This window comes from Mycobacterium tuberculosis H37Rv (genome assembly GCF_000195955.2).
Lineage (GTDB): Bacteria > Actinomycetota > Actinomycetes > Mycobacteriales > Mycobacteriaceae > Mycobacterium > Mycobacterium tuberculosis.
Genome location: NC_000962.3, coordinates 3,291,487 through 3,315,175 on the forward strand (window position 1 = coordinate 3,291,487; position 23,689 = coordinate 3,315,175).

Genomic DNA, 23,689 nt, shown 5'->3' on the forward strand with positions numbered 1-23,689 from the left:
GCTCGCCGTCGCCGGGCTAGGCATGGACCGATACTTCCGCGGCGGCGGGTTCGACAACCTGCGACGTCGGATCACCGGATTCCGTTGGGCGGCTGCCAGACATTTGCTGGGCGACATACTCGGCGACCGCAGTGGGAGTGGGATGATCGAAAATCACGGTAGGTGGCAGCGTCAGTCCGGTGGCGGTTTTGAGGCGGTTGCGTAACTCCACAGCCGTTAATGAGTCGAAACCGAGGTCGCCGAATTCGGTGTCGGGGTCGACGTCCTCGGCGGAGGGCCTACCCAGCACTGCCGCTGCCTGCAGACACACCAGCCCCACTAGCAGCTCGAGTTGTTCGTCCGCGGCCAGCCCGTGTAGGCGTTGAGCCAGCGCCGACTTCGACGAGGTGGCGTCACCGGTGTCGTCGATTTGGCGTCGGCGTGGGCGGCGCGCGAGCCCGCTGAACAGCGCCGGCAACGCACCGGCCTGGGCCCGGGCGTCTAGTGCAGCCCGGTCCAAGAGCGTGGCCACCGCCAGAGGGTGATCGATGGCCAGCGCAGCGTCAAACAATTCCACCGCTTCGGCAGGGCTCATCGGAGCCAGCCCGCTGCGGCTCATGCGGGCCAGATCTCGGCTGCTCAAATGCGCGGTCATGCCGCCAGGCTGTTCCCACAAACCCCACGCCAGTGATATCCCGGCCAACCCTGCGGCCTGCCGGTGAGCGGCCAACCCGTCCAGAAACGCGTTTGCCGCCGAGTAGTTGCCCTGCCCCGGCGAGCCGACCGTGGCCGCGATCGATGAGCACAGCGCAAACATCGACAAATCCAGGTCACTGGTGGCCTGGTGCAGGTTCCACGCCGCGTCCACCTTGGCCCGCAACACCGTATCGATGCGGTCCGGTGTCAACGAGGTGATCACTGCGTCATCGAGCACGCCGGCGGCATGAATCACCCCGCGCACCGGCGGGTACTCCCGCGACAGCTGGGCAAACAACCCCGCTACCGCAGCGCGATCGGCCACGTCACAGGCCACCACCTGCACCTTGGCGCCGGCCTCCGTCAAGTCGGCGGCCAATTCGGCCGCTCCCTCCGCGCGATCGCCCCGCCGACTGGCCAACACCAGATGACGCACCCCATAGGCGCCAACCAGGTGGCGGGCCAACACCCCACCAACCGCCCCGGTGGCACCGGTGATCACCACCGTGCCGTCGGCAAGCCGGTCGGCCAACGCCGAGGGCATGGTTAAGACAACCTTGCCGATATGGCGGGCCTGGCTCATGAACCGGAAGGCCGCCGGGGCGCAGCGCACATCCCACGTGGTGACCGGTAGCCGGTGCAGCTCCCGGGTGTCGAACAGCTCCCGCACCTCGGCCAACATCTCCTGCATGCGTGCCGGGCCGGCCTCCGACAGGTCGAACGCCCGATACTGCACGCCGGGATAATTAGCGGCGATCTCCTGCGCATCGCGGATATCCGTCTTGCCCATCTCGAGGAAACGCCCACCGCGGACCAGTAAGCGCAGCGACGCATCCACGAACTCACCGGCCAGCGAGTCGAGCACCACATCAACCCCGCGGCCCTCGGTGACCGCCAGGAACTTCTCCTCGAACTCGCATGTGCGGGAATCGCCGATATGGTCGTCGTCAAACCCCATGGCGCGCAGCGTGTCCCACTTGCCACGGCTGGCGGTGACGAAAACCTCCACGCCCCACTGGCGAGCCAGCTGCACAGCCGCCATGCCCACACCGCCGGTACCGGCATGGATCAGCACCGATTCGCCCGCCTTGATCTCGGCTAAATCGGCCAACCCGTACCAGGCCGTCAAGAACACCACCGGCACAGCGGCTGCCTGAGCAAACGACCAGCCTTGCGGCACCCGGGTAACCAGTTGCTGATCCACCACCGCCAGCGGACCGGCCCCGCCCAGGAATCCCATCACGGCGTCACCGACGGCAAGATCGGTCACTTCGGGACCGGTCTCAAGCACCACCCCGGCGCCTTCGGCACCCAGCGGTGGGGCCTGGCCGGGATACATCCCTAGGGCGGCCACCACATCGCGGAAGTTGACCCCGACGGCCGCCACCGCCACGCGCACCTGCCCCGCCTGTAGCGGTGCCTGTACCTCCGGGCAGGGCTGGATCACCAAATCCTCCAGGGTCCCGCCACCACCGGCGGCCAATCGCCACGCCGACTCTGCCGCCGGTAACGCTAGCAACGCCGGGGCCGGGGACAGCCGGGGGGCGTGCACAGTGCCGCCGCGCACCAGCAGCTGGGGTTCCCCGACGCCGGCTAGCACCGAGGCATCCACCGCCGCATCGGTGTCGATCAACACGATCCGGCCGGGATTTTCGGCCTGCGCGGAACGCGCCATGCCCCACACCGCGGCGGCGGCCAGGTCGCTGATGTCCTCGCCAGCCAGCCCCACGCCACCATGGGTCAACACCACCAACGTGGCCGCCCGATCCGCGCCGAGCCAGGACTGCAACACCTCCAGGGCGGTGTGGGTGGCCGCATACACCGAGCCCACCACCGAGGATGCTTGGCCACCGGCAGACTCGAGTTCCCACACCACGACACTGGCGTCACCATCACTGCCGGCGCAAAAGTCCGCCCAAGACACCGGGGCAGGTGGGGCGGACCCGTTAGCGCCGCCGCTGACCACCGAGATCGGCGACCACACCACTTCCAGCGGCCCCTGATCGGACGCACCGCCGGCCGCGGTCACGGCGGCGCGCAGCTGTTCTGCGGTTATCGGGCGAGTAACCAGCGAGCGCACCGTCAACACCGGCAGCCCAGTGGCGTCGCAGACGTCCACGGAAATCGCATCCGCGCCCGCGGACGCGAAGCGGGCCCGCACCCGTCCAGCGCCGCCGGCATGCAGCGACACCCCACGCCAGCAAAACGGCAGTCTCGTCTCGGTGCTCGCCTGGGTCTTCTCGACGGCCAGCCCGAGGGCATGCAGCACCGCGTCCAACACCGCCGGATGCATCCCCATTCGGTCGACGGCCACGCCGGCCTCGCCGGGGGCTACAACTTCGGCGAACAGCTCCGACCCCCGCCGCCAGATCGCCACCAGACCCTGAAACGCGGGGCCGTAGGCATAACCGCGCTCGGCCAACTGCGCATAGCCGTCCGAGATATCCACACTCTCCGCGCCCTCGGGCGGCCACACGGACAAATCCATCGGCGTCTCAGCGGCAGCCACCCCCAGCATGCCTTCGGCGTTCAGCAACCAACCCTGGGATTGATCACCGCGGGAATACACCGACACCGCACGGTGCCCGGATTCATCGGCAGCCCCGACGACCACCTGCACCTGAACCCCGACACCCGGGTGCATCACCAACGGTGCGGCCAGCACCAACTCTTCGATGAGCGCGCACCCGACCTCATCACCGGCGCGGATCACCAACTCCACAAAACCCGCCCCGGGGAACAGCACCACCCCGTTCACCACGTGGTCGGCCAGCCACGGCTGATCCGCAAGCGACAACCGGCCGGTCAGCACCACCTCGTCAGAATCGGGCCGCTCGACCACCGCACCCAACAAGGCATGCTCGGTCGCGCCCAGACCCAACCCGGCCGCATCGGCGGGCCCATCCGCGCCCGGCGTCTCCCAAAACCGCCGTCGCTGAAACGCATACGTGGGCAGCTGCACCCGCCGTCCACCCGAGCCGGCGAACACCGCCGACCACTGCACCGGCACACCGGTGGTGAACACCTGACCGGCAGCACCGAGCGCCGAGGCCAGCTCGGGCCGGTCTTTGCCCAGCATCGACACCACCATCGCCTCAGCCGGGGCCAAGGACTGCTCGATCGAGCCAGTCAAACCACTTCCCGGGCCGGCCTCGATGAAGTGGGTCGCCCCAAGGGTCTGCAAATGACGCGCACTGTCCGCGAAGCGCACCGGCCGACGAACGTGGTCCACCCAGTACTGCGCCGACCCGAAATCAGGGCCGGCCAACTCGCCCGTCACGTTCGACACCAGCCCAAGCTGGGGCTCGCGTGCCTGCACCCGGGCCGCGACACGCGCGAACTCCTCGAGCATCGGCTCCATCAACGGCGAATGAAACGCATGCGAGACCGCCAACTGGTGCACCCGCCGACCCTGCGCGGCGAACCGATCCGCAATCGCATTTGCCGCGGCCTGCGCACCGGAGATCACCACCGATTCGGGCGCGTTGATCGCAGCGATCCCCACACCCTCACCCAGCAGCGGCTCCACCTCGTCCTCACTGGCAGCCACCGCCACCATCGCACCGCCTGCCGGCAGCGCCTGCATCAACCGGCCCCGCGCCACCACCAGCATCGCCGCGTCCGCCAACGTCAACACACCGGCCGCGTGCGCCGCCGCCAGCTCTCCAACGGAGTGACCCATGACGAAGTCCGGAAGCACACCCCAATCCCGCAACACCGCGAACGATGCCACCTCCACCGCGAACAACGCGGGCTGAGCAAATTCGGTGCTGTCAAGCAAATCCGCATCGGCACCCCAAATAACGTCGCGCAGCGGCAACCGCAGATGCCGGTCCAACTCGTCGGCCACCGCATCGAATGCCTGCGCAAACACGGGCAACTCGCCGTACAACTCGCGGCCCATCCCGATGCGCTGCGCGCCCTGCCCAGGAAACACGACCACCGTCTTGCCCACCGACCCTGGCTGACCGACCGCCACGCCGGCACCCGGCTCGCCCGCCGCGAGCCCAGCCAGCCCGGCAATCAGTTGCTCACGGCTTGCGCCGACCACCACCGCTCGGTGCTCAAACACCGAGCGACTGGCCAACGAGCACCCCACATCGATCGGATCCAGCCCTGGGTTGGCCTGCACGTGGGCCATAAGTCGACCCGCCTGCGCCGTCAACGCCTCAGCCGATCTCGCCGAAATCACCCACGGCACCATCGACGGCCGCGGCCCCCGGTGCTTTCGCTCGCCTCAACCGGCGCCTCTGCGGGGGCTGGTACGGGGGCCTCTTCCAAGATCAGATGCGCGTTGGTGCCGCTGATCCCAAAGGAGGACACCGCCGCCCGGCGCGGACGCCCGTCAACCGACCACTCCCTGGCCTCGGTCAACACCGACACCGCGCCGCTGGTCCAATCCACCCGCGGGGAAGGCTCATCCACATGCAACGTCGCCGGCATCACCCCATGACGCATCGCCTGCACCATCTTGATCACCCCGGCGACCCCCGCGGCGGCCTGGGTGTGGCCCATGTTCGACTTGATTGAGCCCACCCACAGCGGCTGCTCCGCTGGACCTCCCTGCCCGTAGGTGGACAGCAATGCCTGCGCTTCGATGGGATCACCCAACGTGGTGGCGGTCCCGTGTGCCTCCACCACGTCTACGTCTGCGGCGGACAACCCGGCGTTGGCCAACGCCACCTGGATCACTCGCTGCTGGGCGAGCCCATTGGGCGCGGTCAGCCCATTGGACGCACCATCCTGGTTGACCGCGCTCCCCCGCACCACCGCCAGCACCGAATGCCCCAACCGCCGGGCGTCCGATAGCCGCTCCAGCACAACCACCCCGGCGCCCTCGCCCCACCCGGTGCCGTCGGCCGCGGCCGCAAACGCCTTACATCGCCCATCGGCAGCCAACCCCCGCTGCCGGGAAAACCCCACAAAAATCGACGGCAGCCCCATCACCGTCACCCCACCGGCCAACGCCAAATCACACTCCCCGGAGCGCAATGACGACATCGCCCAATGGATCGCCACCAACGACGACGAACAAGCGGTATCCACTGACACCGCCGGGCCCTGCAGCCCCAATACGTACGACACACGTCCCGAGGCCACGCTGATTGACGTGCCGGTCAACCCGTACCCTTGCAGCCCCCCGGTATCCCTATTGCCGTAACTCGCCGCGAAAATGCCGGTGTACACCCCGGTCGCCGAACCACGCAACGACAACGGGTCAATCCCCGCGTGCTCCAACGCCTCCCACGAAACCTCCAGCATCAACCGCTGCTGAGGATCCATCGCCAACACTTCACTAGGAGCGATGCCGAAGAACCCGGCGTCAAAGCCGGTGGCGTCGTCTAGAAATGCCCCCCATCGCGTGTAGGTTTTGCCCTCAGCGTCGGGATCCGGATCGTATAGCCCCTCAACATCCCAGCCCCGATCGGTCGGAAACTCCGACACCACGTCGCGCCCCGCCGAAACGACATCCCAGAGTCCGTCCGGGCCATCCACGCCGCCCGGAAATCGGCAGCCGATTCCCACCACCGCCACCGGTTCTGTCGCGCGTTGCTCATATTCACGCAGCCGAGCGCGTGTCTCATCGAGCTCGACAGCAACCTTCTTTAGGTAGTGAAAAAGCTTTTCGCTCTGCTGGTCGGCACCTTCAACGCTCATCGTCCGTTGCTCCTCTATCACTTCCCAAGTTCGGAATCGATTAGCTGGAAAATTTCGTCAGGAGTCGAAGCAGCCTGGATCAGCTTGCCCAGGCCCGCCTCGCTGCCGGCGATGGTGCCCAGCAGGGCACGCAAACGGTCGGCCACCCGCTGCTTCTCGCCGTCGGCGATGACGGCCACCAGCTCTTCGACCTTGTTCAACTGCTCTTCGATTGCCCAAAGACCCGTCGCGCCGCTATTCACCGGACCGGCTGATTTCAATCGACCATGCCCGCCGGCCAGTTCGGCCTCCAAATACTGGGCTAATCCCGATATCGACCCGTAGTCCCACCCAACCGTCTCGGGTAACCGCAGGCCGGTAACTGCCGCCAATCGCTTGCACAGCGTGACTGTCATTTGCGAGTCAAAACCCAGCTCCGAGAAGGCGAGATCCTGATCGACCGACCAAGGATCTGGCTCACCTAACATCTTCGCGGCCTCGGCGCATACGGCATCCACCACCAGCCGCTGACGTTCTTGCCGCAAAGCGACCAACCGCTCGCGAAGAGTCGCCCCGCCGTCGTTTCCTCCGGCGATCGTCATGTTGGACGCCGACAGGTCATCACGCTGCGCCCGCACGCCGGACCCAGGTTCAGTCAACGAGAGTTCCCAAATCGGTTTGGTTGGACTCTGCTTGCGCAGGGCGCCACGCACCAATTTCCCGTTCGGGGTTCGAGGGAGTCGATCAACAACGGCAAACCTATGCGGCACCTTGAACGCAGACAATCGGTTGAGCAATCCGCGGTGAAGGTCTCGCATGACCGACCCATCGATGGTGGCACCGCTGGTCGCAACCAGAAAAGCCTGCAGTGTCGACGCGCCCGTGGACTCCCTTACCGCGACAACCGCGGCCTCAGCCACGGCTTCGTCCTCGATGATGAGTCGCTCGACCTCACGCGGATCAACGTTGACCCCTCCGATAACCTCGGTGTCGTCGGCGCGGCAGCGGTAGGTAACCCACCCGTCGCTGTCGATACACACCCTGTCCCGCGTGTCGAGCCAACCCTCATTCGCGACGGGGGAATCAGGCCGATTCCAATAGCCCTTAGCGATCGCCGGTCCGCGGACCCATAGGTCGCCCTCAACCCCAGGCCCGGCAGTTGTTCCATCCGGCGCTACAACACGAATCTCGTAGGGCGGCAGCACCCTTCCCAGCGTCCCCAGGCGCCATTCGTCAACCCGATTCGATACGAACGTCTGCCCGACCTCCGTAGATCCAATACCGTCCAGAATGGGGATGCCGCCAAAGAATTCCATGAGCCGCTCGGCAAGACCCAGCTCAAGGGCCTCCCCGGCTGACACCACACATCGAAGCGAACGGAAGGAATCAGGAGAACATGAGTCGATGACTCTGGCAAAGAAATTTGGCACACCGTAGAGCACCGATGGCCCAAATCGCGCGCTTAGAATGGCCGCTGCTTCTGGAGTTACCGGCGCCGAATTGATGACCGCGGAACCACCTGTCGCGAGTGGAAACCAGACCGAATTTCCTAGGCCGTAAGCAAAATACATGCGTGCACTACATAGCCCAGTATCTTCAGGAGTGAGCCGCAAGGCTTTACGACACATAGCGTCCACGAACGTCAACGGGTCGGCGTGCCGATGAATCGCCGCCTTCGGCGGACCCGTGGTACCAGACGTATACGTAGCGTATGCGAGTGCGTCACCACCCATCGGTTCGTAGCCTCCAGGCGCGACTCGAGCCGCCTCGGACATGAGTTCCGCGGCTTCGGCCACCCGCGACGGCTGAAACCGATCGCGCAGCGCATCCGAGGTGACGACAAGCGCCGGTTCCGTGTTGCGTGCGGCCAACGCGTGGTCGTCGCGATGCAGCTCCGGATTCGCTAGAAACGCCATAACCCCACGAGCCAGGCACGCCAGCAATAGCTGCACCAGGTCGGGCGAATCCGGCAGGCACAACAGAACCCGATCACCACTGGATAGTCCGCGGTTTCTCAGCACTTCCCCAAGACGTGCGGCACCGTCGTGGATTTGACCATGAGTCACCACATCGGCCGCATAGAAGGCCGGCCGGTCGTACCATCCCGCCTCCGATGCCTGCTCAGCCAGGAGCCCCGCTAGATTCCCATTCCGCATTTATTGGATGACCGCCCTAGCGCGCCAGAGTGATGGCATTTGAAAACTGCCAGCGATCAGGTTCTTCATGCGGAGCATCTCGAAATACGCTTCGTAGAAAGTGCTCCGTCACCACCATGATCGGCTGGCCTCCGGAAATAACGCGATAACGGCGGGCAACGGCTCTCTTTCGGGAATTCTGATACCCGTGGAGCGCGAGCCAACCTGGCAAATCTCCGACCCAGACTTTAGCCTCTTCCTTGAAGGTCTCGATGTGGCTGGCTGCCATAACCTCGCCGAGAGGATCGTTTGTCTGCGTCAACCTTGTTATAATTGCAGCCGGCAACCGATCAATCGCAATCAACGACTCCGCGGCTACAAATAAGTGTTCCGAGTTCCGACCTTTAAGTATGATGTACCGCTGCAGAACACGGCCGACCCCCACCTGCCCTAGCTGCTCGAATTCGGATAGCTTCGGTGAAACATCGTGAATCCGCTGCTTGACGATTTGCACGATCACCTCATCGTCAGCGACAATGTTGAGAACCCTAGTGAGGGTGCCATTAGCTGCTATCAGTATTCGAAGGTCACGATTGAGCTTTCGGATCTCTTGATCAGATAGAAAACACTCGGTCATATTCTTCCCCCACATACATGCGCTGTTATGCCATAGCATCTAGGCGGCTGAATTCGTGATGTAGGTAACGCTCAACGCTGGCCGAACGCCGAACCTTACCGCTGGTGGTGACCGGAATAGAACCCGGCGCCACCATAACGACATCCGCGACGCGCAGACGATGTGACCTGGATATCGCGGAGGCGACTTCACGTTTGACGGTGCGGAGTCGATTCTTTTCCTCCTCATCTGTGCGACCCCGCTTCATGAGTTCGATAATGGTTACCAGCTTTTCAGTACGGTCATCGGGCACCGCAATCGCCACAACCCGGCCGCCGGTGATTTCCTGGATCGTCGCCTCGATGTCTTCCGGATAGTGGTTGGCCCCATCCACCACCAACAGCTCCTTGATGCGACCCGTGATGAACAGTTCGCCCTCGAAAATGACGCCGAGGTCTCCGGTCCGCAGCCACGGACCTTCCGAAGTCCCGGGCGAGGGAGTGACGAGCCGCGCGCGGAACGTCGCCTCCGTCTGCTGCGGGTTGCGCCAGTAGCCCAAGCCGACGTTGTCTCCCTGCACCCAGATTTCGCCAACCGTCCCCGCGGGATTCTCCATCCTGGTTTCGGGGTCGACGATCCGCACGGTTGACGCCCGGGGAGCTCCATAACTCACCAGGTTGGCTCCCTCGCTGCCGTTCTCGGCACGCTTCGCCTGACCGACCGACAGCTGCTGGTAGTCAAAGCAAACACTCTTCGGCGCGCGTCCCGGTCCGGCGGTCGCCACGTACACCGTCGCCTCCGCGAGCCCATATGACGGCCGGATTGCCGTCTCGCTGAGGTTGAACGGGGCGAACCGCTCGGTGAAGCGCCGCAGCGTCGCGACGTTTACTCGTTCGGCGCCGGTGACGATCGTCCGCACATGCCCGAGGTCAAGTCCAGCCATATCGTCGTCGGATGTTCTGCGTACCGCCAATTCGAAACCGAAATTCGGTGCGCTGGAAATCTGTGCGCGGTGTTTGGCTAATAATTGCATCCAACGGGCCGGCCGCTGCAAGAATGCCATGGGACTCATCAACACCGCGGTGTCTTGATTGATCATCGGGAGAATGATGCCCAGCATCAACCCCATGTCGTGATAGAACGGCAGCCACGATACGGGAGTTGACGGAACCTTTTCCGAATCCCCGATGTAATCGGACATTAGCTGTACGCAGTTGGTGATGACATTCTTGTGCGAGAGGACAACACCGGCCGGCGCGCGGGTCGAACCGGATGTGTACTGTAGATATGCTGTGCTCGGACGCTCGAACCGAGTCGGATCGAGCGCTCTGGATGAGCTCAAGTCCAGAGCGTCCACAGCCACGACGATGGGCGCGGACTGGCCCTGTGCGGCGCACGCATGTGGCGCATATGTCGTGACCTCGTCAATAACCGACGAGGTCGTAAGAATAATGGACGGCGCAGAGTCTCGTAATGCCGAAGATATTCGTTCGTCGTGAATGCCGAATTGTGGCACCGGAAGAGGAACCGCAATGAGACCAGCCTGCAGCACACCCATAAAGGCGATGATGTATTCAAGGCCCTGCGGGGCCAATATCGCGACCCGATCACCGCTTGACGCGTATATCCAGAGCTCCTCTGCCACGATCATCGCTCGCCGGTGGACTTGCCACCACGTCACGGTTTCGGTGAAGCCAGCCGGATCCGTGTCATAGTCAATGAACTTGTACGCCGCGCGATTGGGGTACTGGCTCGCCGCCTTCTGTAGGAGATCAGCGAGCGACGACTCGCTCATAGCGAATCGCGATGTGCTCCCGTTCAGCGGTTGTGCCGCTTGCTCACCGGTGCCCCATGCCGGTTGTGTCGCCACCTCGCCCGCGGCATGAAATGACGAGTTGGTTTTCATGGTCTTCCTTCAGCTATGGACGGCAGAGAGCAGACGGCTGCGCTGCCGCTTTCATACGAATCCGAGTCGGCGCATAGCGTCTGTACCTTGCCCGGGCTCGCGACGCGATTCGTTAAGGTCTCACGACCATAGCAGGTACGGGCCACACCCGAGGGCCTAATGGGATTGACGGAATCGTCAGCCGCGGCGTCAGCGCTGGCTGCAGCCCCATTCGCGAAACACACCGTCGGGCTGGCTTCGCTAAGCCTAATGAGCACCGTCTTCGATGTCGACCTGCTGATCGTGCCGGAGCGAATTCGCCAGCGCCGTGCGATTCGTTCGATCCGGTCGCGACGGGTGGCACCCGCAGAGCGCTGTCAGACCCCACAGGTCACAGTTCAGAGACCGCAACCGACTGATCCCGCCGGTACACCGTGCCCCCACCAACACGAATCACGGCAAGCCCGTTGCGGCGAGGCCGAACCGAGTAACCGCTGATCAATGGCCTGACCTCAAGTCAGCTGAACGTGCGCACGGCTGACCTGTGGGCACTCTGGGAAATTCACATCGAGTTCCAAGCTCGACACGCCGAAATCGCCTGCCGCACGCCGCGATTGGCACGCCAGCCGCTGGGCCGGCTTACCCCATCTTCGCGAGAGTGGCGCAAATCATAGCTTCTTGAGCCCGCGCAAAACCTTGGCGTGCGGCAGGACAGCCGTCACCGTCTTGCGCAGGCTGGGGTTAACCAAACTGCCGTTGATCAGCACAACGTAGCGCAGCCCGTGATCTCGCCATTCCGCTACTTGATCGATGACTTCGTCAGGGGTTCCACTGAAGACGACTTCTTTCATAAGCGCAGCCGGGACCTTGGCCGCGTAGGACAAAACCGTCTGTTTGTCCATGGTTTGCGGGATGATGTCCTGCACACCGGAGAAGTCGGCTCCCATTGGATGCTCGACGCCGTGACGCGCCCAGGCTTCCCCAGGTACCCCGAGCGCGGTCATCTTCACAACGACAGATTCCAGCGCCTCTTCCACGTCGTCGCGATTCCGTCCAGTGATGATGCCGCGCACCGCCGCCGGAGTAATCGACATTGGGTCGCGTCCGGCATCGGACGCCGCGCTGCGCACCGCTTCGAGTGCGCGACTGTAGTCGCTGGGACGAACCACAACAATGGGAATCCAGGCATCGGCGTAACGTCCGGTGGCCCGTAACATCCGCGGCCCGTGGGCCGCGACCCAGATTTCGGGCCATTTCCCACGGTATGGCGGAAGGTCGAACAAGGCGTTATGTAACGGAAAGTATGGCGATTCACGTGAGATAAGCTCCCCGTTTGAATTCCACAACGCGCGAATGGTGGCCAGGGCTTCTTCGAACCGCGCCACCGGTTTGGTCCACTCCACACCGTAGGGCTCGTTGCCTTCACGTTCCCCGACACCGATACCCAATATGGCTCGGCCTCGGGTAAGCAAGTGCAAAGTCGCGGCAGCCTGGGCTGTGACCGCTGGATTGCGCCGACCTGCATCGGTCACGCACACGCCCAGTCGCAGACGGCTGGGCAACCCGAAGGCGAGGTTTCCAAGCATCGTCCACGGTTCGTAATTGGCATCGATCTTGGGCACGAATTTCGCCGCAATTCCGAGATATTCGGAAGTCGCAATCGAGCGCGGCACCAGCGCATTCAGATGGTCGCCGACCCAATACGAGTCGGCGCCCATCACGGTGGCGGCCGCCATGCTAGACCGTGCCGGCAGGGTCGGCGGCAACCGCGAGTGCACGAGGGCATCAACAAAACCGAAACGAAGTCCGCCCACGCCTACCCCTTGTCTACTACGCTGTTGACCAACGTCATGGCTAGGAACGCTACCTCAGCGAGTCATGTCCGCGCGGTCGCGCGTTGAGCAACACCGGGGTCGGATGTCATGGCATCGACCGCGGGCTCGGTGTTGCGCCAACTTCTCTTCTGACGCATCGCTCGTACATACTGTCTGCCATACTCCTTGCCCATGGCCTTCAGTCGAACCCACAGCCTCCTCGCCCGCGCGGGCAGTACCTCGACCTACAAGAGAGTTTGGCGGTACTGGTACCCGTTGATGACGCGCGGACTCGGTAACGACGAAATCGTGTTCATCAACTGGGCCTATGAGGAAGATCCGCCGATGGACCTGCCACTGGAGGCATCCGACGAGCCCAACCGAGCCCACATCAACCTGTACCACCGCACCGCGACCCAGGTCGATCTGGGCGGCAAGCAGGTGCTGGAGGTCAGTTGCGGACACGGCGGCGGAGCCTCTTACCTCACACGCACGTTGCACCCGGCCTCCTACACCGGCCTGGACTTGAACCAGGCGGGAATCAAGTTGTGCAAGAAACGACACCGGCTGCCTGGTTTGGACTTCGTGCGAGGTGACGCCGAAAACCTGCCCTTCGACGACGAATCCTTCGATGTTGTGCTCAATGTCGAAGCCTCGCACTGTTACCCGCACTTTCGGCGTTTCCTCGCCGAGGTGGTTCGCGTGCTGCGCCCAGGAGGGTACTTCCCATACGCCGACCTGCGCCCCAACAATGAGATCGCCGCATGGGAGGCCGACCTCGCTGCTACCCCGCTGCGGCAACTGTCGCAGCGGCAAATCAACGCCGAAGTGCTGCGCGGCATCGGAAACAATTCACAGAAGTCACGGGACCTGGTCGACCGCCATTTGCCGGCCTTCCTGCGTTTCGCGGGCCGCGAATTCATCGGTGTGCAGGGCACGCAGCTGTCCCGCTACCTGGAAGGCGGGGAACTCTCGTACCGGATGTACTGCTTCACCAAGGACTGAGCCAGTTTCGGGTAATGTCGCCCGGATGAGCCCAGCTGAGCGCGAGTTCGACATCGTTCTATATGGCGCCACCGGCTTCTCCGGCAAGCTGACCGCCGAACACCTCGCTCACAGCGGGTCAACAGCACGGATCGCATTGGCCGGTCGGTCAAGCGAACGGCTGCGGGGCGTGCGGATGATGTTGGGCCCGAACGCAGCGGACTGGCCGCTGATCCTCGCCGACGCATCCCAACCCTTGACGCTCGAGGCGATGGCCGCGCGGGCCCAGGTGGTGCTGACCACGGTCGGCCCCTACACGCGTTACGGCCTGCCGCTGGTGGCGGCCTGCGCGAAGGCCGGAACCGACTATGCCGACCTGACTGGCGAGTTGATGTTCTGCCGAAACAGCATCGATCTGTACCACAAACAAGCCGCCGACACGGGCGCCCGGATAATCCTGGCGTGCGGATTCGATTCGATCCCTTCGGATTTGAACGTGTATCAGCTGTACCGTCGGTCCGTCGAGGACGGCACCGGTGAACTGTGTGACACCGACCTCGTGCTGCGTTCATTCTCGCAACGCTGGGTCTCCGGCGGCTCGGTAGCAACGTATTCCGAAGCAATGCGCACGGCATCCAGCGACCCCGAGGCCCGTCGGCTCGTCACCGACCCGTACACGCTGACCACGGACCGGGGCGCCGAACCCGAACTTGGTGCGCAGCCGGATTTTCTTCGGCGTCCAGGACGTGATCTGGCGCCCGAACTTGCCGGCTTCTGGACCGGCGGGTTTGTGCAGGCTCCGTTTAACACTCGAATCGTTCGGCGTAGCAACGCATTACAGGAGTGGGCTTATGGCCGGCGGTTCCGCTACTCGGAAACAATGAGTCTGGGAAAGTCGATGGCGGCGCCGATTCTCGCCGCAGCCGTCACCGGCACTGTGGCGGGCACCATCGGGTTGGGGAATAAGTATTTCGACCGACTACCCCGACGATTAGTGGAGCGCGTCACGCCAAAGCCAGGCACCGGTCCGAGCCGGAAAACGCAAGAGCGGGGCCATTACACCTTCGAGACGTACACCACCACGACGACCGGTGCCCGCTACAGGGCGACTTTCGCGCACAACGTCGACGCGTACAAGTCGACCGCGGTGTTGCTCGCGCAGAGTGGTCTGGCGCTGGCGCTCGATCGCGATCGGCTCGCCGAGCTGCGGGGGGTGCTCACTCCCGCAGCGGCGATGGGCGATGCGTTGTTGGCGCGCCTCCCGGGCGCCGGCGTGGTCATGGGAACGACCAGGCTGAGCTAACATCTCCACCCCGGCCGCCAGCAAGATTAGCTATGCCATGGGCACATTAGCCCAATCCTGTTCTCCCAGATCTGGGCCTTTGCCGCCGAGAATCAAACTCCTGACGACAACCCACGTTCACATGTGGGCTTCAGCACCGGCGCTGCACCATCGGAAGCTCCTCGACCAGGGTCGGCAGGTTCAGCGGAGCCCGCGAAGCGACAAACACCGCACGAGCCAAACCTGTGGAAGCTATCGGTCCGTTCGCCCGCCAATCCAGTGGAAACTGCCGGTGCCGGGGCTGCGTAGCGGTCACATATACGTGCGGCATCTTCTCCCTCAGTCGGTTCATCACCCACACGCGCGAAGGCCGACACCCCGTGCCGGTTATCGCCTGGCTCGGCGAGGAAGCCCTCTCACTAACCAGAAAAGGCTCGTCTTCGCCGGAATAGCTCACGCATGTCTCCAGCAGCAGAAGGTCCACTGCGCGGTCACACATCCACGCCAGCGCCTCGGCAGGACGGGAGAGGTGGTAGAGCACTCCATAGCAGTACACCACGTCGTATTGGTGCGCTTCTGCTGGGAGATCGCCGTCGAGATCTAGGTGGTCGACTGTGACATTGGGATTGGACCCGAAGCGTTGGCGAATGACATCCAGATTCTCCCCCCGGGGCTCGGTGCAGAGCACCTTGCACCCGCGGTCGAGGAAGAACTGCGTGTGATCGCCGATCCCGGCACCAACCTCCAGCACGCTCTTGTTGCCGAGGTCGAGCCCCAGCGTGGCCAGGTGCTCCTGACGGCGGGCGTTGTGCCGAAGGTAAAAGATGCTGTGAAAATGCCGTTCCGCAGTCGGGCGCAACATGCCGGGGAGTCGCATCAGGCGAGGATAGCGCACCTCGCCGAGGAGAAACGCTCGCCGATGGCTATCGAGCTGCTGACACGTCTGCGGCCCCAGCGTATCGACCTCCTCGAGCCCACGCCCGCTTGGCCCTGGACGCCACCGCCACCCAGCAGCGCAAACGCCCGGGGCAAGCACTCGAGGTAGAGAGCGGCAGCCGGCGCCAGCTATCCCTTCCGGCTCGGAATAAAGAAGTAGCAGTACCGGTCGTCGCGGTGCCGTTGGTAGGGCTGCAGCCCCGCATCGTCGGCGTAGACGAACGGTTCGTAACCGTACGCGCGGATGTCCGCAATGGTCCGTTCCGGGTCCGGATTAGAGGCGGCGCCCCCGTAGATCTCCACCAGCAGGACCGGGCGATCGCGCCGCAGAAGCTCCGCGGCGCCCGCGATGACCGCGCGCTCGAGGCCCTCAACGTCGATCTTCAGCAGACCCACCGGGAGGGGCAGCTCGGCGGCGAGCGCGTCCAGCGTGGTACACGGCACCCGTGTCCGCTCGCGAATCCGAATTCGTCCCGTGTCGTTTAGCGAACTGAAGGCGCTGTCGGCCGCCACGAAAAAGTCGACCTCGCCGACCGCGTCCCCGGCGGCCGTCCGCAGCGTGCGGATGCGGTCTTGCAGGCCGTTGGCGGCCACGTTGGCCTCCAACCGCGAATGGGTGCCCGGCGCCGGCTCCAGGGCTACCACCGGGGCTAACCTCGCCCAGGCCAGGCTGTGTATGCCGACGTTGGCTCCGACGTCGAGGATGCAGCGGTCTGGGTAGAGCGCGGAATAGAGCGCCGCCGCGATGTCGATCTCGGTCTCCTCGAACCCGCCGGTCAACCGAACGATCCACGCGATGGCCGACCCCGGCTCAAGGGTGACCTGGAGGCCGCGCCAATACCAGGGGGCCAGCCGCCACCGATGGGGGGGCAAGCCAAACGGCCGCCAGCGTTGCAGGCTTCGAACGAGGCGGTTTGGCATGGCGCACTCTAACATCCGGATCGCCCGCATCCGGTAGGTCGGCCGTTGAGCTCCGAGGTTCTCGAAACAACCAGTGGTGCCCAGATCCAAAGGGCGCCAACGCCGCTGGCCCTTCGCCGGCCCAAGCCGTCTGCACACTACCACCCGCATCAGGCGCACATCTTGGAACTGCACCAGGTCCAATCGTCAGCAGCGCCTGGCGTTGTGACCGAACCTCGGGTCCGCAGACCCACTGCAATGTTGCGCGACCCAAACTATCCCCCGGGGCGGAGTATTTAGCGTGTTAGTGTTGCACAGTGAAATCGTTGAAACTCGCTCGTTTCATCGCGCGTAGCGCCGCCTTCGAGGTTTCGCGCCGCTATTCTGAGCGAGACCTGAAGCACCAGTTTGTGAAGCAACTCAAATCGCGTCGGGTAGATGTCGTTTTCGATGTCGGCGCCAACTCAGGACAATACGCCGCCGGCCTCCGCCGAGCAGCATATAAGGGCCGCATTGTCTCGTTCGAACCGCTATCCGGACCGTTTACGATCTTGGAAAGCAAAGCGTCAACGGATCCACTTTGGGATTGCCGGCAGCATGCGTTGGGCGATTCTGATGGAACGGTTACGATCAATATCGCAGGAAACGCCGGTCAGAGCAGTTCCGTCTTGCCCATGCTGAAAAGTCATCAGAACGCTTTTCCCCCGGCAAACTATGTCGGTACCCAAGAGGCGTCCATACATCGACTTGATTCCGTGGCGCCAGAATTTCTAGGCATGAACGGTGTCGCTTTTCTCAAGGTCGACGTTCAAGGCTTTGAAAAGCAGGTGCTCGCCGGGGGCAAATCAACCATAGATGACCATTGCGTCGGCATGCAACTCGAACTGTCCTTCCTGCCGTTGTACGAAGGTGGCATGCTCATTCCTGAAGCCCTCGATCTCGTGTATTCCTTGGGCTTCACGTTGACGGGATTGCTGCCTTGTTTCATTGATGCAAATAATGGTCGAATGTTGCAGGCCGACGGCATCTTTTTCCGCGAGGACGATTGATTGGAATCGCTTCGCGAGGCCCGGCACCAGACCGGGCACCAGAGGTCCGCGCAGATCGCCTGGGTCGAAGATGGTGCAGACGAAACGATACGCCGGCTTGACCGCAGCTAACACAAAGAAAGTCGCCATGGCCGCACCAATGTTTTCGATCATCATCCCCACCTTGAACGTGGCTGCGGTATTGCCTGCCTGCCTCGACAGCATCGCCCGTCAGACCTGCGGTGACTTCGAGCTGGTACTGGTCGACGGCGGCTCGACGGACGAAACCCTCGACATCGCCAACATTTTCGCCCCCAACCTCGGCGAGCGGTTGATCATTCATCGCGACACCGACCAGGGCGTCTACGACGCCATGAACCGCGGCGTGGACCTGGCCACCGGAACGTGGTTGCTCTTTCTGGGCGCGGACGACAGCCTGTACGAGGCTGACACCCTGGCGCGGGTGGCCGCCTTCATTGGCGAACACGAGCCCAGCGATCTGGTATATGGCGACGTGATCATGCGCTCAACCAATTTCCGCTGGGGTGGCGCCTTCGACCTCGACCGTCTGTTGTTCAAGCGCAACATCTGCCATCAGGCGATCTTCTACCGCCGCGGACTCTTCGGCACCATCGGTCCCTACAACCTCCGCTACCGGGTCCTGGCCGACTGGGACTTCAATATTCGCTGCTTTTCCAACCCAGCGCTCGTCACCCGCTACATGCACGTGGTCGTTGCAAGCTACAACGAATTCGGCGGGCTCAGCAATACGATCGTCGACAAGGAGTTTTTGAAGCGGCTGCCGATGTCCACGAGACTCGGCATAAGGCTGGTCATAGTTCTGGTGCGCAGGTGGCCAAAGGTGATCAGCAGGGCCATGGTAATGCGCACCGTCATTTCTTGGCGGCGCCGACGTTAGCGCGATACCACCGCAACGTTGACTCGATGCCCTTGGGCGGCGTGATCTTGGGTGGCCAACCCGCCTCTTGCAAGACCGACACGTCTAACAGCTTGCGTGGTGCGGCGCCTGTCAAGCTCTTTGCGCCAGTGTCTCATTATGTGGACGCTATTTCGGATCTGGGGTGGGCGGGTTGATCCATGCCGCGGTCGCCGGTTTCGGGGGTTGCGGTGAGACGCCGAATGGATTCGGGTTGGCCGAGTAGGCGTTGGCCATGGCCGCGCCCATGTGGCCTGGCCAGGTGCGGGCGTGTTCGATCGAATCGAACCGTTCAGGAGAGTCGTTGCGGTACTTCAGCGTTTTGAACTGCGACACGCTCCCGAATCAGGTGCTCGACCGGACATCCGTTGGCTAGCCGGCGATATCGTGGGCACCCTTTAGCAGACGAGCCGCAGCGCACTTTCGATGTGCTGCGGGAATCCGGCAAAGTCTGGTCCGAAGGCTTCGGCAAGCCGCCGGGCGGCTTGTCGGAACTCGGCCCCACTGAGCACCTGCTTTACGGCTGCCGCCACGCCTTCAGTGTTGAGCCGCTCGGTTCGCAGGAGAACGCCGGCGCCGGCCCGCTCAAGGGCCTCCATGTTCAAGTGCTGGTCCATGTTGCTGGGGAGCCCGATCACCGGCACCCCGGCCGCCAACGCCTGCTGCGTCGTCGGGCTGCCGCCGTTGCAGAGCACCACGGCGGAGCGCGCTGCAGCCGCTTCGCCCGGCAGGTAGTCCGCGACGAAGGCGTTGGCCGGCACGTTCTTCAGGTGGTTCCGGCCAGCGGTGGCCGCGATCACCGTGACGGGTAAATCGGCCAGGGCGTTCAAAACCACCTGCAACAGGTTCTTTCCGCCGGAACTGCCGAGGGTCGCATAAATAATCGGCCGGTCTGTCGGCAGCGAGTGCCACCAAGTCGGCGGTTTTACGTCGGGCGACCACAGGACGGGTCCGAGATATCGATGGTTGGCCGGCAGGTTGTATGTCGGCACCAGCTCGGGTACGTCGGCATACAGGGTGTAGTCACCGTCGGTGAAAATGCGGCACAAATCCCAGCCCAGACTCGACAGCCCGTGCTTCCGGCGGAGCCAGTTGAGCGGGAGACAATAGAGGGCAAAGATCAACGGACGGTACAGGCGGTACAGGATGCTGACCGGCCTGACCCCGAAGAAGCGGGTCCACGGCACGTCTGGCAGCGGAAACCGACGGCGGGCCTGAGGACTCCAGTAGGCGTTCGCGATGGCGATGTACGGAATGCCGGCTAGTCGGGCGCTGACCGAGAGCGAAAGACGGTTGTCACCGACGACTACGTCCGGTGCGATCTCGTTCAGGATCTTCCTGTCAGCCGCGATGTATTTGCGCAACGTCCGCGTGTTGTAGAAGAGGCGGCCCTGAGCGATTTTAAGGAGAACCTCCTCGCTGGGGACGGTGTGAATCGGGTGATGTGGGAACGGGAGCGGGCCCAAAAGCTTATTGAACCGCGGGTCGCAGGCAAAGTGGACCTCATAACGACTCGGGTCCAGCGACCGCGCCAACACGAACGGCCGGACGACGTGGGCCAGGGTCGCGGCCTCCCCTACAAACAGGATCCGTTGCCTGCGAGCGACAGGCTCCGGTGCGGCGTTGGGCGCCGTGCTCGTCCCAGCGTCCGGTCCCGGGTCGCCGGCGACGCTTGTTTCCTCCATACTCGCCCCCTAATCTCGAGGCAGCCCGTACCCGCAGGCAACCTCCCAAAAATGCAATCCCCCAAAATGCAATGCGTCGAGCTATTTCTCACACCGACCGCTAGTTGCGGATCAGAAATCCGTTGGGCGCGGAAGTCCAGCCGAATTTGTTCTCCCGCTCCGCATCATGCTTGTAATCGTTTGGAAATTCATCCTCATATGCCTCGATCGCTTCATAGGGTCCAGGCCCAAACCCGGGCAGGACTGGGTGGCCGTTGATGTTGGAATCCTCGACTACTAGGTAGTCACCGGCGGAGAGTAGCGGCCGTAGTAATTTCATCTCGGCCAGCACATGATTCATCGAGTGGTCGCTATCTAAGATGGCGAAGATCTTGCCAGGGTATTCGTTTTTGAGGCGTTGAATTTGTTCGGCAATCGCCGGGTCGGTGGATGACGATTCAACGAACAAAACATCTGGTTCGCGCCGGGCTCTTGGATCGAGGGCTTTGTGTGAGTTGTCCACGGTAAGTACCTTGAATGGCTGGCCGATCTGCCTCATGATGTTGGCAAAATACACCGCCGAGCCGCCGTAGCGGGTGCCGAACTCGATGACGAGGGATGGTTGCAACTCGCTCAGGATCTCCTGGTAATTCCACATATCGCTGACGGATTTCCAGCAATTGATCCCCATATAAGTGGTCTTCGTCCACACTAAGTTGCCGTAGTACCACTTGTGGTATTCTTCCGCCACTGCGTCGCTCGGCCGGTAGAATAACTGGGCCGCAAAACTCGCCACTAACCTGACTAGTCCGATCAGTTGCCCTACAAGACTAGTCCGACTGCGCCACACTAGCCCCATTCCATCATCTCCTCACTGCGAAACCGTAGTCAGTCGAATGTTGGTCATTTAGCAAGCCTCTTTAAGAGAACTGATGAGGTCGAAGCGGACTCAATACATGGCTGCGGCAATTCGTTAGACCGCGTTCGCGCCCACGTTGTGAGCTCCGCGCGCCGCATCCTTGGGGCTCGGTGCCGGGCATACGCGACCCAGCTTGCGGCTGAGCATCTTCTGGACACCGCCACCGCACGGCGGATGGTAGCAACAGATTGGGGTTACCCTCAAACCGCGGGTTATGGACTGCCAAAGGTAGCCAGCTTGTCCTGCTCGCGGTGACAGCGCAACCACGGGTAGTGACACTACCGCCGTGGCGTTCCTCCCCACGGCAGAAGGCCGGGGCCGGTCGAGTTCGGGCACAAGCCCCAGATCGTCGACAACGACGATGGCATCGTCCTGGATCACACCGTGGAGCACGGCAATCCGCATGACGCGCCGCAGCTAGCGCCCGCGGTCGAACGGATCACCACACGCGCCGGACGCCCGCCCGGCACCGTCACCGCCGACCGCGGCTACGGCGAGAAACGCGTCGAAGATGACCTGCACGACCTCGGTGTACGTACGGTCGCGATACCGCGTAAAGGCAGACCCTCCCAGGCCCGGCGCGCCGAAGAACAACGGCCATCGTTCCGACGAACAGTCAAGTGGCGCACCGGCAGCGAAGGCCGCATCAGCACCCTCAAACGAAACTACGGTTGGAACCGCTCCTGCATCGACGGCACCGAAGGAACCCGGATCTGGACCAGGCACGGCATCCTCACCCACAACCTCATCAAGATCAGCAGCCTCGCAGCATGACCCGGCTCCCAGAGCACGAAGCTCTGCCCCACCAACAGTCCGGCGGCATTCGCCCACAAACGACTCACTTAGTCGCCGTCACTTTTTCAGGTCGAAGTAACTAGCTGGCCAACCATGTCCGGGGCCGGTTCTCCGGCATGAGGCGCAGAGCATTCTCCACATGCTGCGGGAATCCAACGCGGTCTCGTCCGAAGGCATCGGCGAGTCGCGCGGCGGCTTGTCGGTACTCGGACCGACTGATCACCTGCATCACGGCCCCTGCCACCCGCTGACTCTTCAGCCGCTCAGTTCGCAGCAGCACGCCCGCCCCGGCCCGCTCAACGGCCTCCATATTCAAGTGCTGATCGAGATTGCCCGCGACCCCGATCACCGGCACCCCGGCCACCAAGGCCTGCTGGGTCGTCAAACTCCCGCCATTGCAGACCACCACGGCCGAGCGAGCCGCAGCGGCCTCACCCGGCAGGTAGTCCGCCACGAAGGCGTTGGCCGGCACGGTCTTCAGGTCACTGCGGCCCGCGGTGGCCGCGATCACCGTCACCGGCAACTCAGCCAACGCGTTCAACACCAGTTGCAACAGATTTCTCCCGCCGGACGTGCCCAGGGTTGCGTACACGATCGGCCGGTCGGTTGGCAGCGAATCCCACCATGTCGGCGGCTTCCCGGCGGGCGACCACAGGACCGGGCCAAGGTACTCGTGGTTGGCCGGCAAGTCGTAGGTGGGCATCAGCTCGGGCACGTCAGCATACAGGGTGTGGTCCCCGTCGGTGAAAATGCGGCACAGGTTCCACCCCAGACTCGACAGCCCGTGCCTGCGGCGGACCCAGTTGAGCGGCATGCACTGCAGGGCGAAGAGCAAAGGGCGTTCCAGGCGGTAGAGGAGCTTGACCAACCTGACGCCGAACAAGCGGGTCCATATCACGTCGGGCAGCGGAAAACGCCGCTGCGCGTACGGACTCCAGTAGGCATTCGCGATCGCGATGTAAGGAATGCCGGCCAGTCGGGCGCTGACCGACAGTGAAATGCGAAGGTCACCGACGACGAGGTCCGGCGCGATCTCATCCAGGACCCGCAGGTCCGCCTCAACGTACTTCCGCAGCGTCCGCATGGCATAGAAACGACCCTGAGTCAGATTGCCGAAAAACCGCTCGCTGGGGATGGTGTGAATCGCATGGTGACGGAAAGGGAGCGGACCTAGAAGCTGGTTGTAGCGCGGGTCGCAGGCGAAGTGCACTTCATAACGACTAGGGTCCAGCGACTGCGCAAGCGCGAATGGCCGGACGACGTGAGCCAGGGTCACTGCTTCCGCGACGAAAAGGATCCGGCGCCTGCGTGCGGCAAGCCCAGGTGCGGCGTCCGGTGTCGTGCTGATGGCCGCGTCCCCTCTCACCTCGCTAGCAACCGGTGGCCCGCCCCACCTCGACGCCGTAGCGTACACGCACGACACGCGCACTCGGGGAAAACCTCGGCAAGAGTGGGGCGGCGATACGTTTAGCGGCACCACTG

At 63.3% G+C, this 23,689-nt stretch carries 17 protein-coding genes; 5 read left to right on the top strand and 12 right to left on the bottom strand.

Annotated elements, in window-relative coordinates; genetic code table 11:
• Positions 1-16: 16 nt before the first annotated feature.
• The 6 genes from pks1 to Rv2951c all read right to left on the bottom strand — a co-directional run bounded on the left by pks1 (position 17) and on the right by Rv2951c (position 12,762).
• Positions 17-4,867 (bottom strand): polyketide synthase, encoded by a 4,851-nt coding sequence (pks1, locus tag Rv2946c; protein ID NP_217462.1) that lies wholly within the window; start codon positions 4,865-4,867, stop codon positions 17-19.
• Entirely contained in the window at positions 4,864-6,354 is a 1,491-nt protein-coding gene (pks15, locus tag Rv2947c; protein NP_217463.1) for a polyketide synthase, read from the bottom strand. The genes pks1 and pks15 overlap by 4 nt, the downstream gene beginning before the upstream one ends.
• Positions 6,351-8,468, bottom strand: a complete 2,118-nt coding sequence (gene fadD22, locus Rv2948c) for a p-hydroxybenzoyl--AMP ligase (protein NP_217464.1) — start codon at positions 8,466-8,468, stop codon at positions 6,351-6,353. The genes pks15 and fadD22 overlap by 4 nt, the downstream gene beginning before the upstream one ends.
• Before the next feature lie 16 nt (positions 8,469-8,484).
• Positions 8,485-9,084 carry a chorismate pyruvate-lyase gene (locus tag Rv2949c; RefSeq protein NP_217465.1) on the bottom strand — a complete coding sequence of 200 codons (600 nt, stop codon included), beginning with the start codon at positions 9,082-9,084 and terminating at the stop codon, positions 8,485-8,487.
• A 25-nt stretch (positions 9,085-9,109) separates the two neighbouring features.
• Positions 9,110-10,969, bottom strand: a complete 1,860-nt coding sequence (fadD29, locus tag Rv2950c) for a long-chain-fatty-acid--AMP ligase FadD29 (RefSeq protein ID NP_217466.3) — start codon at positions 10,967-10,969, stop codon at positions 9,110-9,112.
• A gap of 647 nt (positions 10,970-11,616) precedes the next feature.
• Positions 11,617-12,762, bottom strand: coding sequence for a phthiodiolone/phenolphthiodiolone dimycocerosates ketoreductase (locus Rv2951c; protein ID NP_217467.1), 1,146 nt, complete (start codon positions 12,760-12,762; stop codon positions 11,617-11,619).
• A 192-nt stretch (positions 12,763-12,954) separates the two neighbouring features.
• Here Rv2951c and Rv2952 point away from each other — a divergent pair, with 192 nt between their 5' ends.
• Together Rv2952 and Rv2953 are read left to right on the top strand one after the other, a co-directional pair.
• On the top strand, positions 12,955-13,767 hold the full coding sequence (locus tag Rv2952) for a phthiotriol/phenolphthiotriol dimycocerosates methyltransferase (RefSeq protein NP_217468.1): 813 nt from the start codon (positions 12,955-12,957) through the stop codon (positions 13,765-13,767).
• A 25-nt stretch (positions 13,768-13,792) separates the two neighbouring features.
• Positions 13,793-15,049 (top strand): trans-acting enoyl reductase, encoded by a 1,257-nt coding sequence (locus Rv2953; protein NP_217469.1) that lies wholly within the window; start codon positions 13,793-13,795, stop codon positions 15,047-15,049.
• Between the two features lie 130 nt (positions 15,050-15,179).
• Here the strand turns inward: Rv2953 and Rv2954c are convergent, their stop codons facing one another.
• Positions 15,180-15,905: a hypothetical protein gene (locus Rv2954c; protein ID NP_217470.1), complete on the bottom strand. Its 726-nt coding sequence runs from the start codon at positions 15,903-15,905 to the stop codon at positions 15,180-15,182.
• Between the two features lie 188 nt (positions 15,906-16,093).
• Positions 16,094-17,059 carry a hypothetical protein gene (locus Rv2955c; protein NP_217471.1) on the bottom strand — a complete coding sequence of 322 codons (966 nt, stop codon included), beginning with the start codon at positions 17,057-17,059 and terminating at the stop codon, positions 16,094-16,096.
• A 122-nt stretch (positions 17,060-17,181) separates the two neighbouring features.
• On the opposite strand from Rv2955c, the gene Rv2956 reads away from it, so the two are divergent.
• Positions 17,182-17,913 (top strand): hypothetical protein, encoded by a 732-nt coding sequence (locus Rv2956; protein NP_217472.1) that lies wholly within the window; start codon positions 17,182-17,184, stop codon positions 17,911-17,913.
• A gap of 70 nt (positions 17,914-17,983) precedes the next feature.
• Complete coding sequence (locus Rv2957; protein NP_217473.1) at positions 17,984-18,811, top strand: PGL/p-HBAD biosynthesis glycosyltransferase; 828 nt, start codon at positions 17,984-17,986, stop codon at positions 18,809-18,811.
• Positions 18,812-19,227: 416 nt separating this feature from the next.
• On the opposite strand, the gene Rv2958c is transcribed toward Rv2957, so the two are convergent.
• The 3 genes from Rv2958c to Rv2960c all read right to left on the bottom strand — a co-directional run bounded on the left by Rv2958c (position 19,228) and on the right by Rv2960c (position 21,715).
• Positions 19,228-20,514, bottom strand: coding sequence for a PGL/p-HBAD biosynthesis glycosyltransferase (locus Rv2958c; protein ID NP_217474.1), 1,287 nt, complete (start codon positions 20,512-20,514; stop codon positions 19,228-19,230).
• A 100-nt stretch (positions 20,515-20,614) separates the two neighbouring features.
• Positions 20,615-21,352: a rhamnosyl O-methyltransferase gene (locus tag Rv2959c; protein NP_217475.1), complete on the bottom strand. Its 738-nt coding sequence runs from the start codon at positions 21,350-21,352 to the stop codon at positions 20,615-20,617.
• Positions 21,353-21,466: 114 nt separating this feature from the next.
• Positions 21,467-21,715: a hypothetical protein gene (locus Rv2960c; protein NP_217476.1), complete on the bottom strand. Its 249-nt coding sequence runs from the start codon at positions 21,713-21,715 to the stop codon at positions 21,467-21,469.
• A gap of 81 nt (positions 21,716-21,796) precedes the next feature.
• On the opposite strand from Rv2960c, the gene Rv2961 reads away from it, so the two are divergent.
• The gene (locus Rv2961; RefSeq protein ID NP_217477.1) at positions 21,797-22,186 is read left to right on the top strand and encodes a transposase; all 390 of its coding nucleotides are present in this window, start codon (positions 21,797-21,799) and stop codon (positions 22,184-22,186) included.
• A 100-nt stretch (positions 22,187-22,286) separates the two neighbouring features.
• On the opposite strand, the gene Rv2962c is transcribed toward Rv2961, so the two are convergent.
• Entirely contained in the window at positions 22,287-23,636 is a 1,350-nt protein-coding gene (locus Rv2962c; RefSeq protein NP_217478.1) for a PGL/p-HBAD biosynthesis rhamnosyltransferase, read from the bottom strand.
• Between the last annotated feature and the right edge of the window lie 53 nt (positions 23,637-23,689).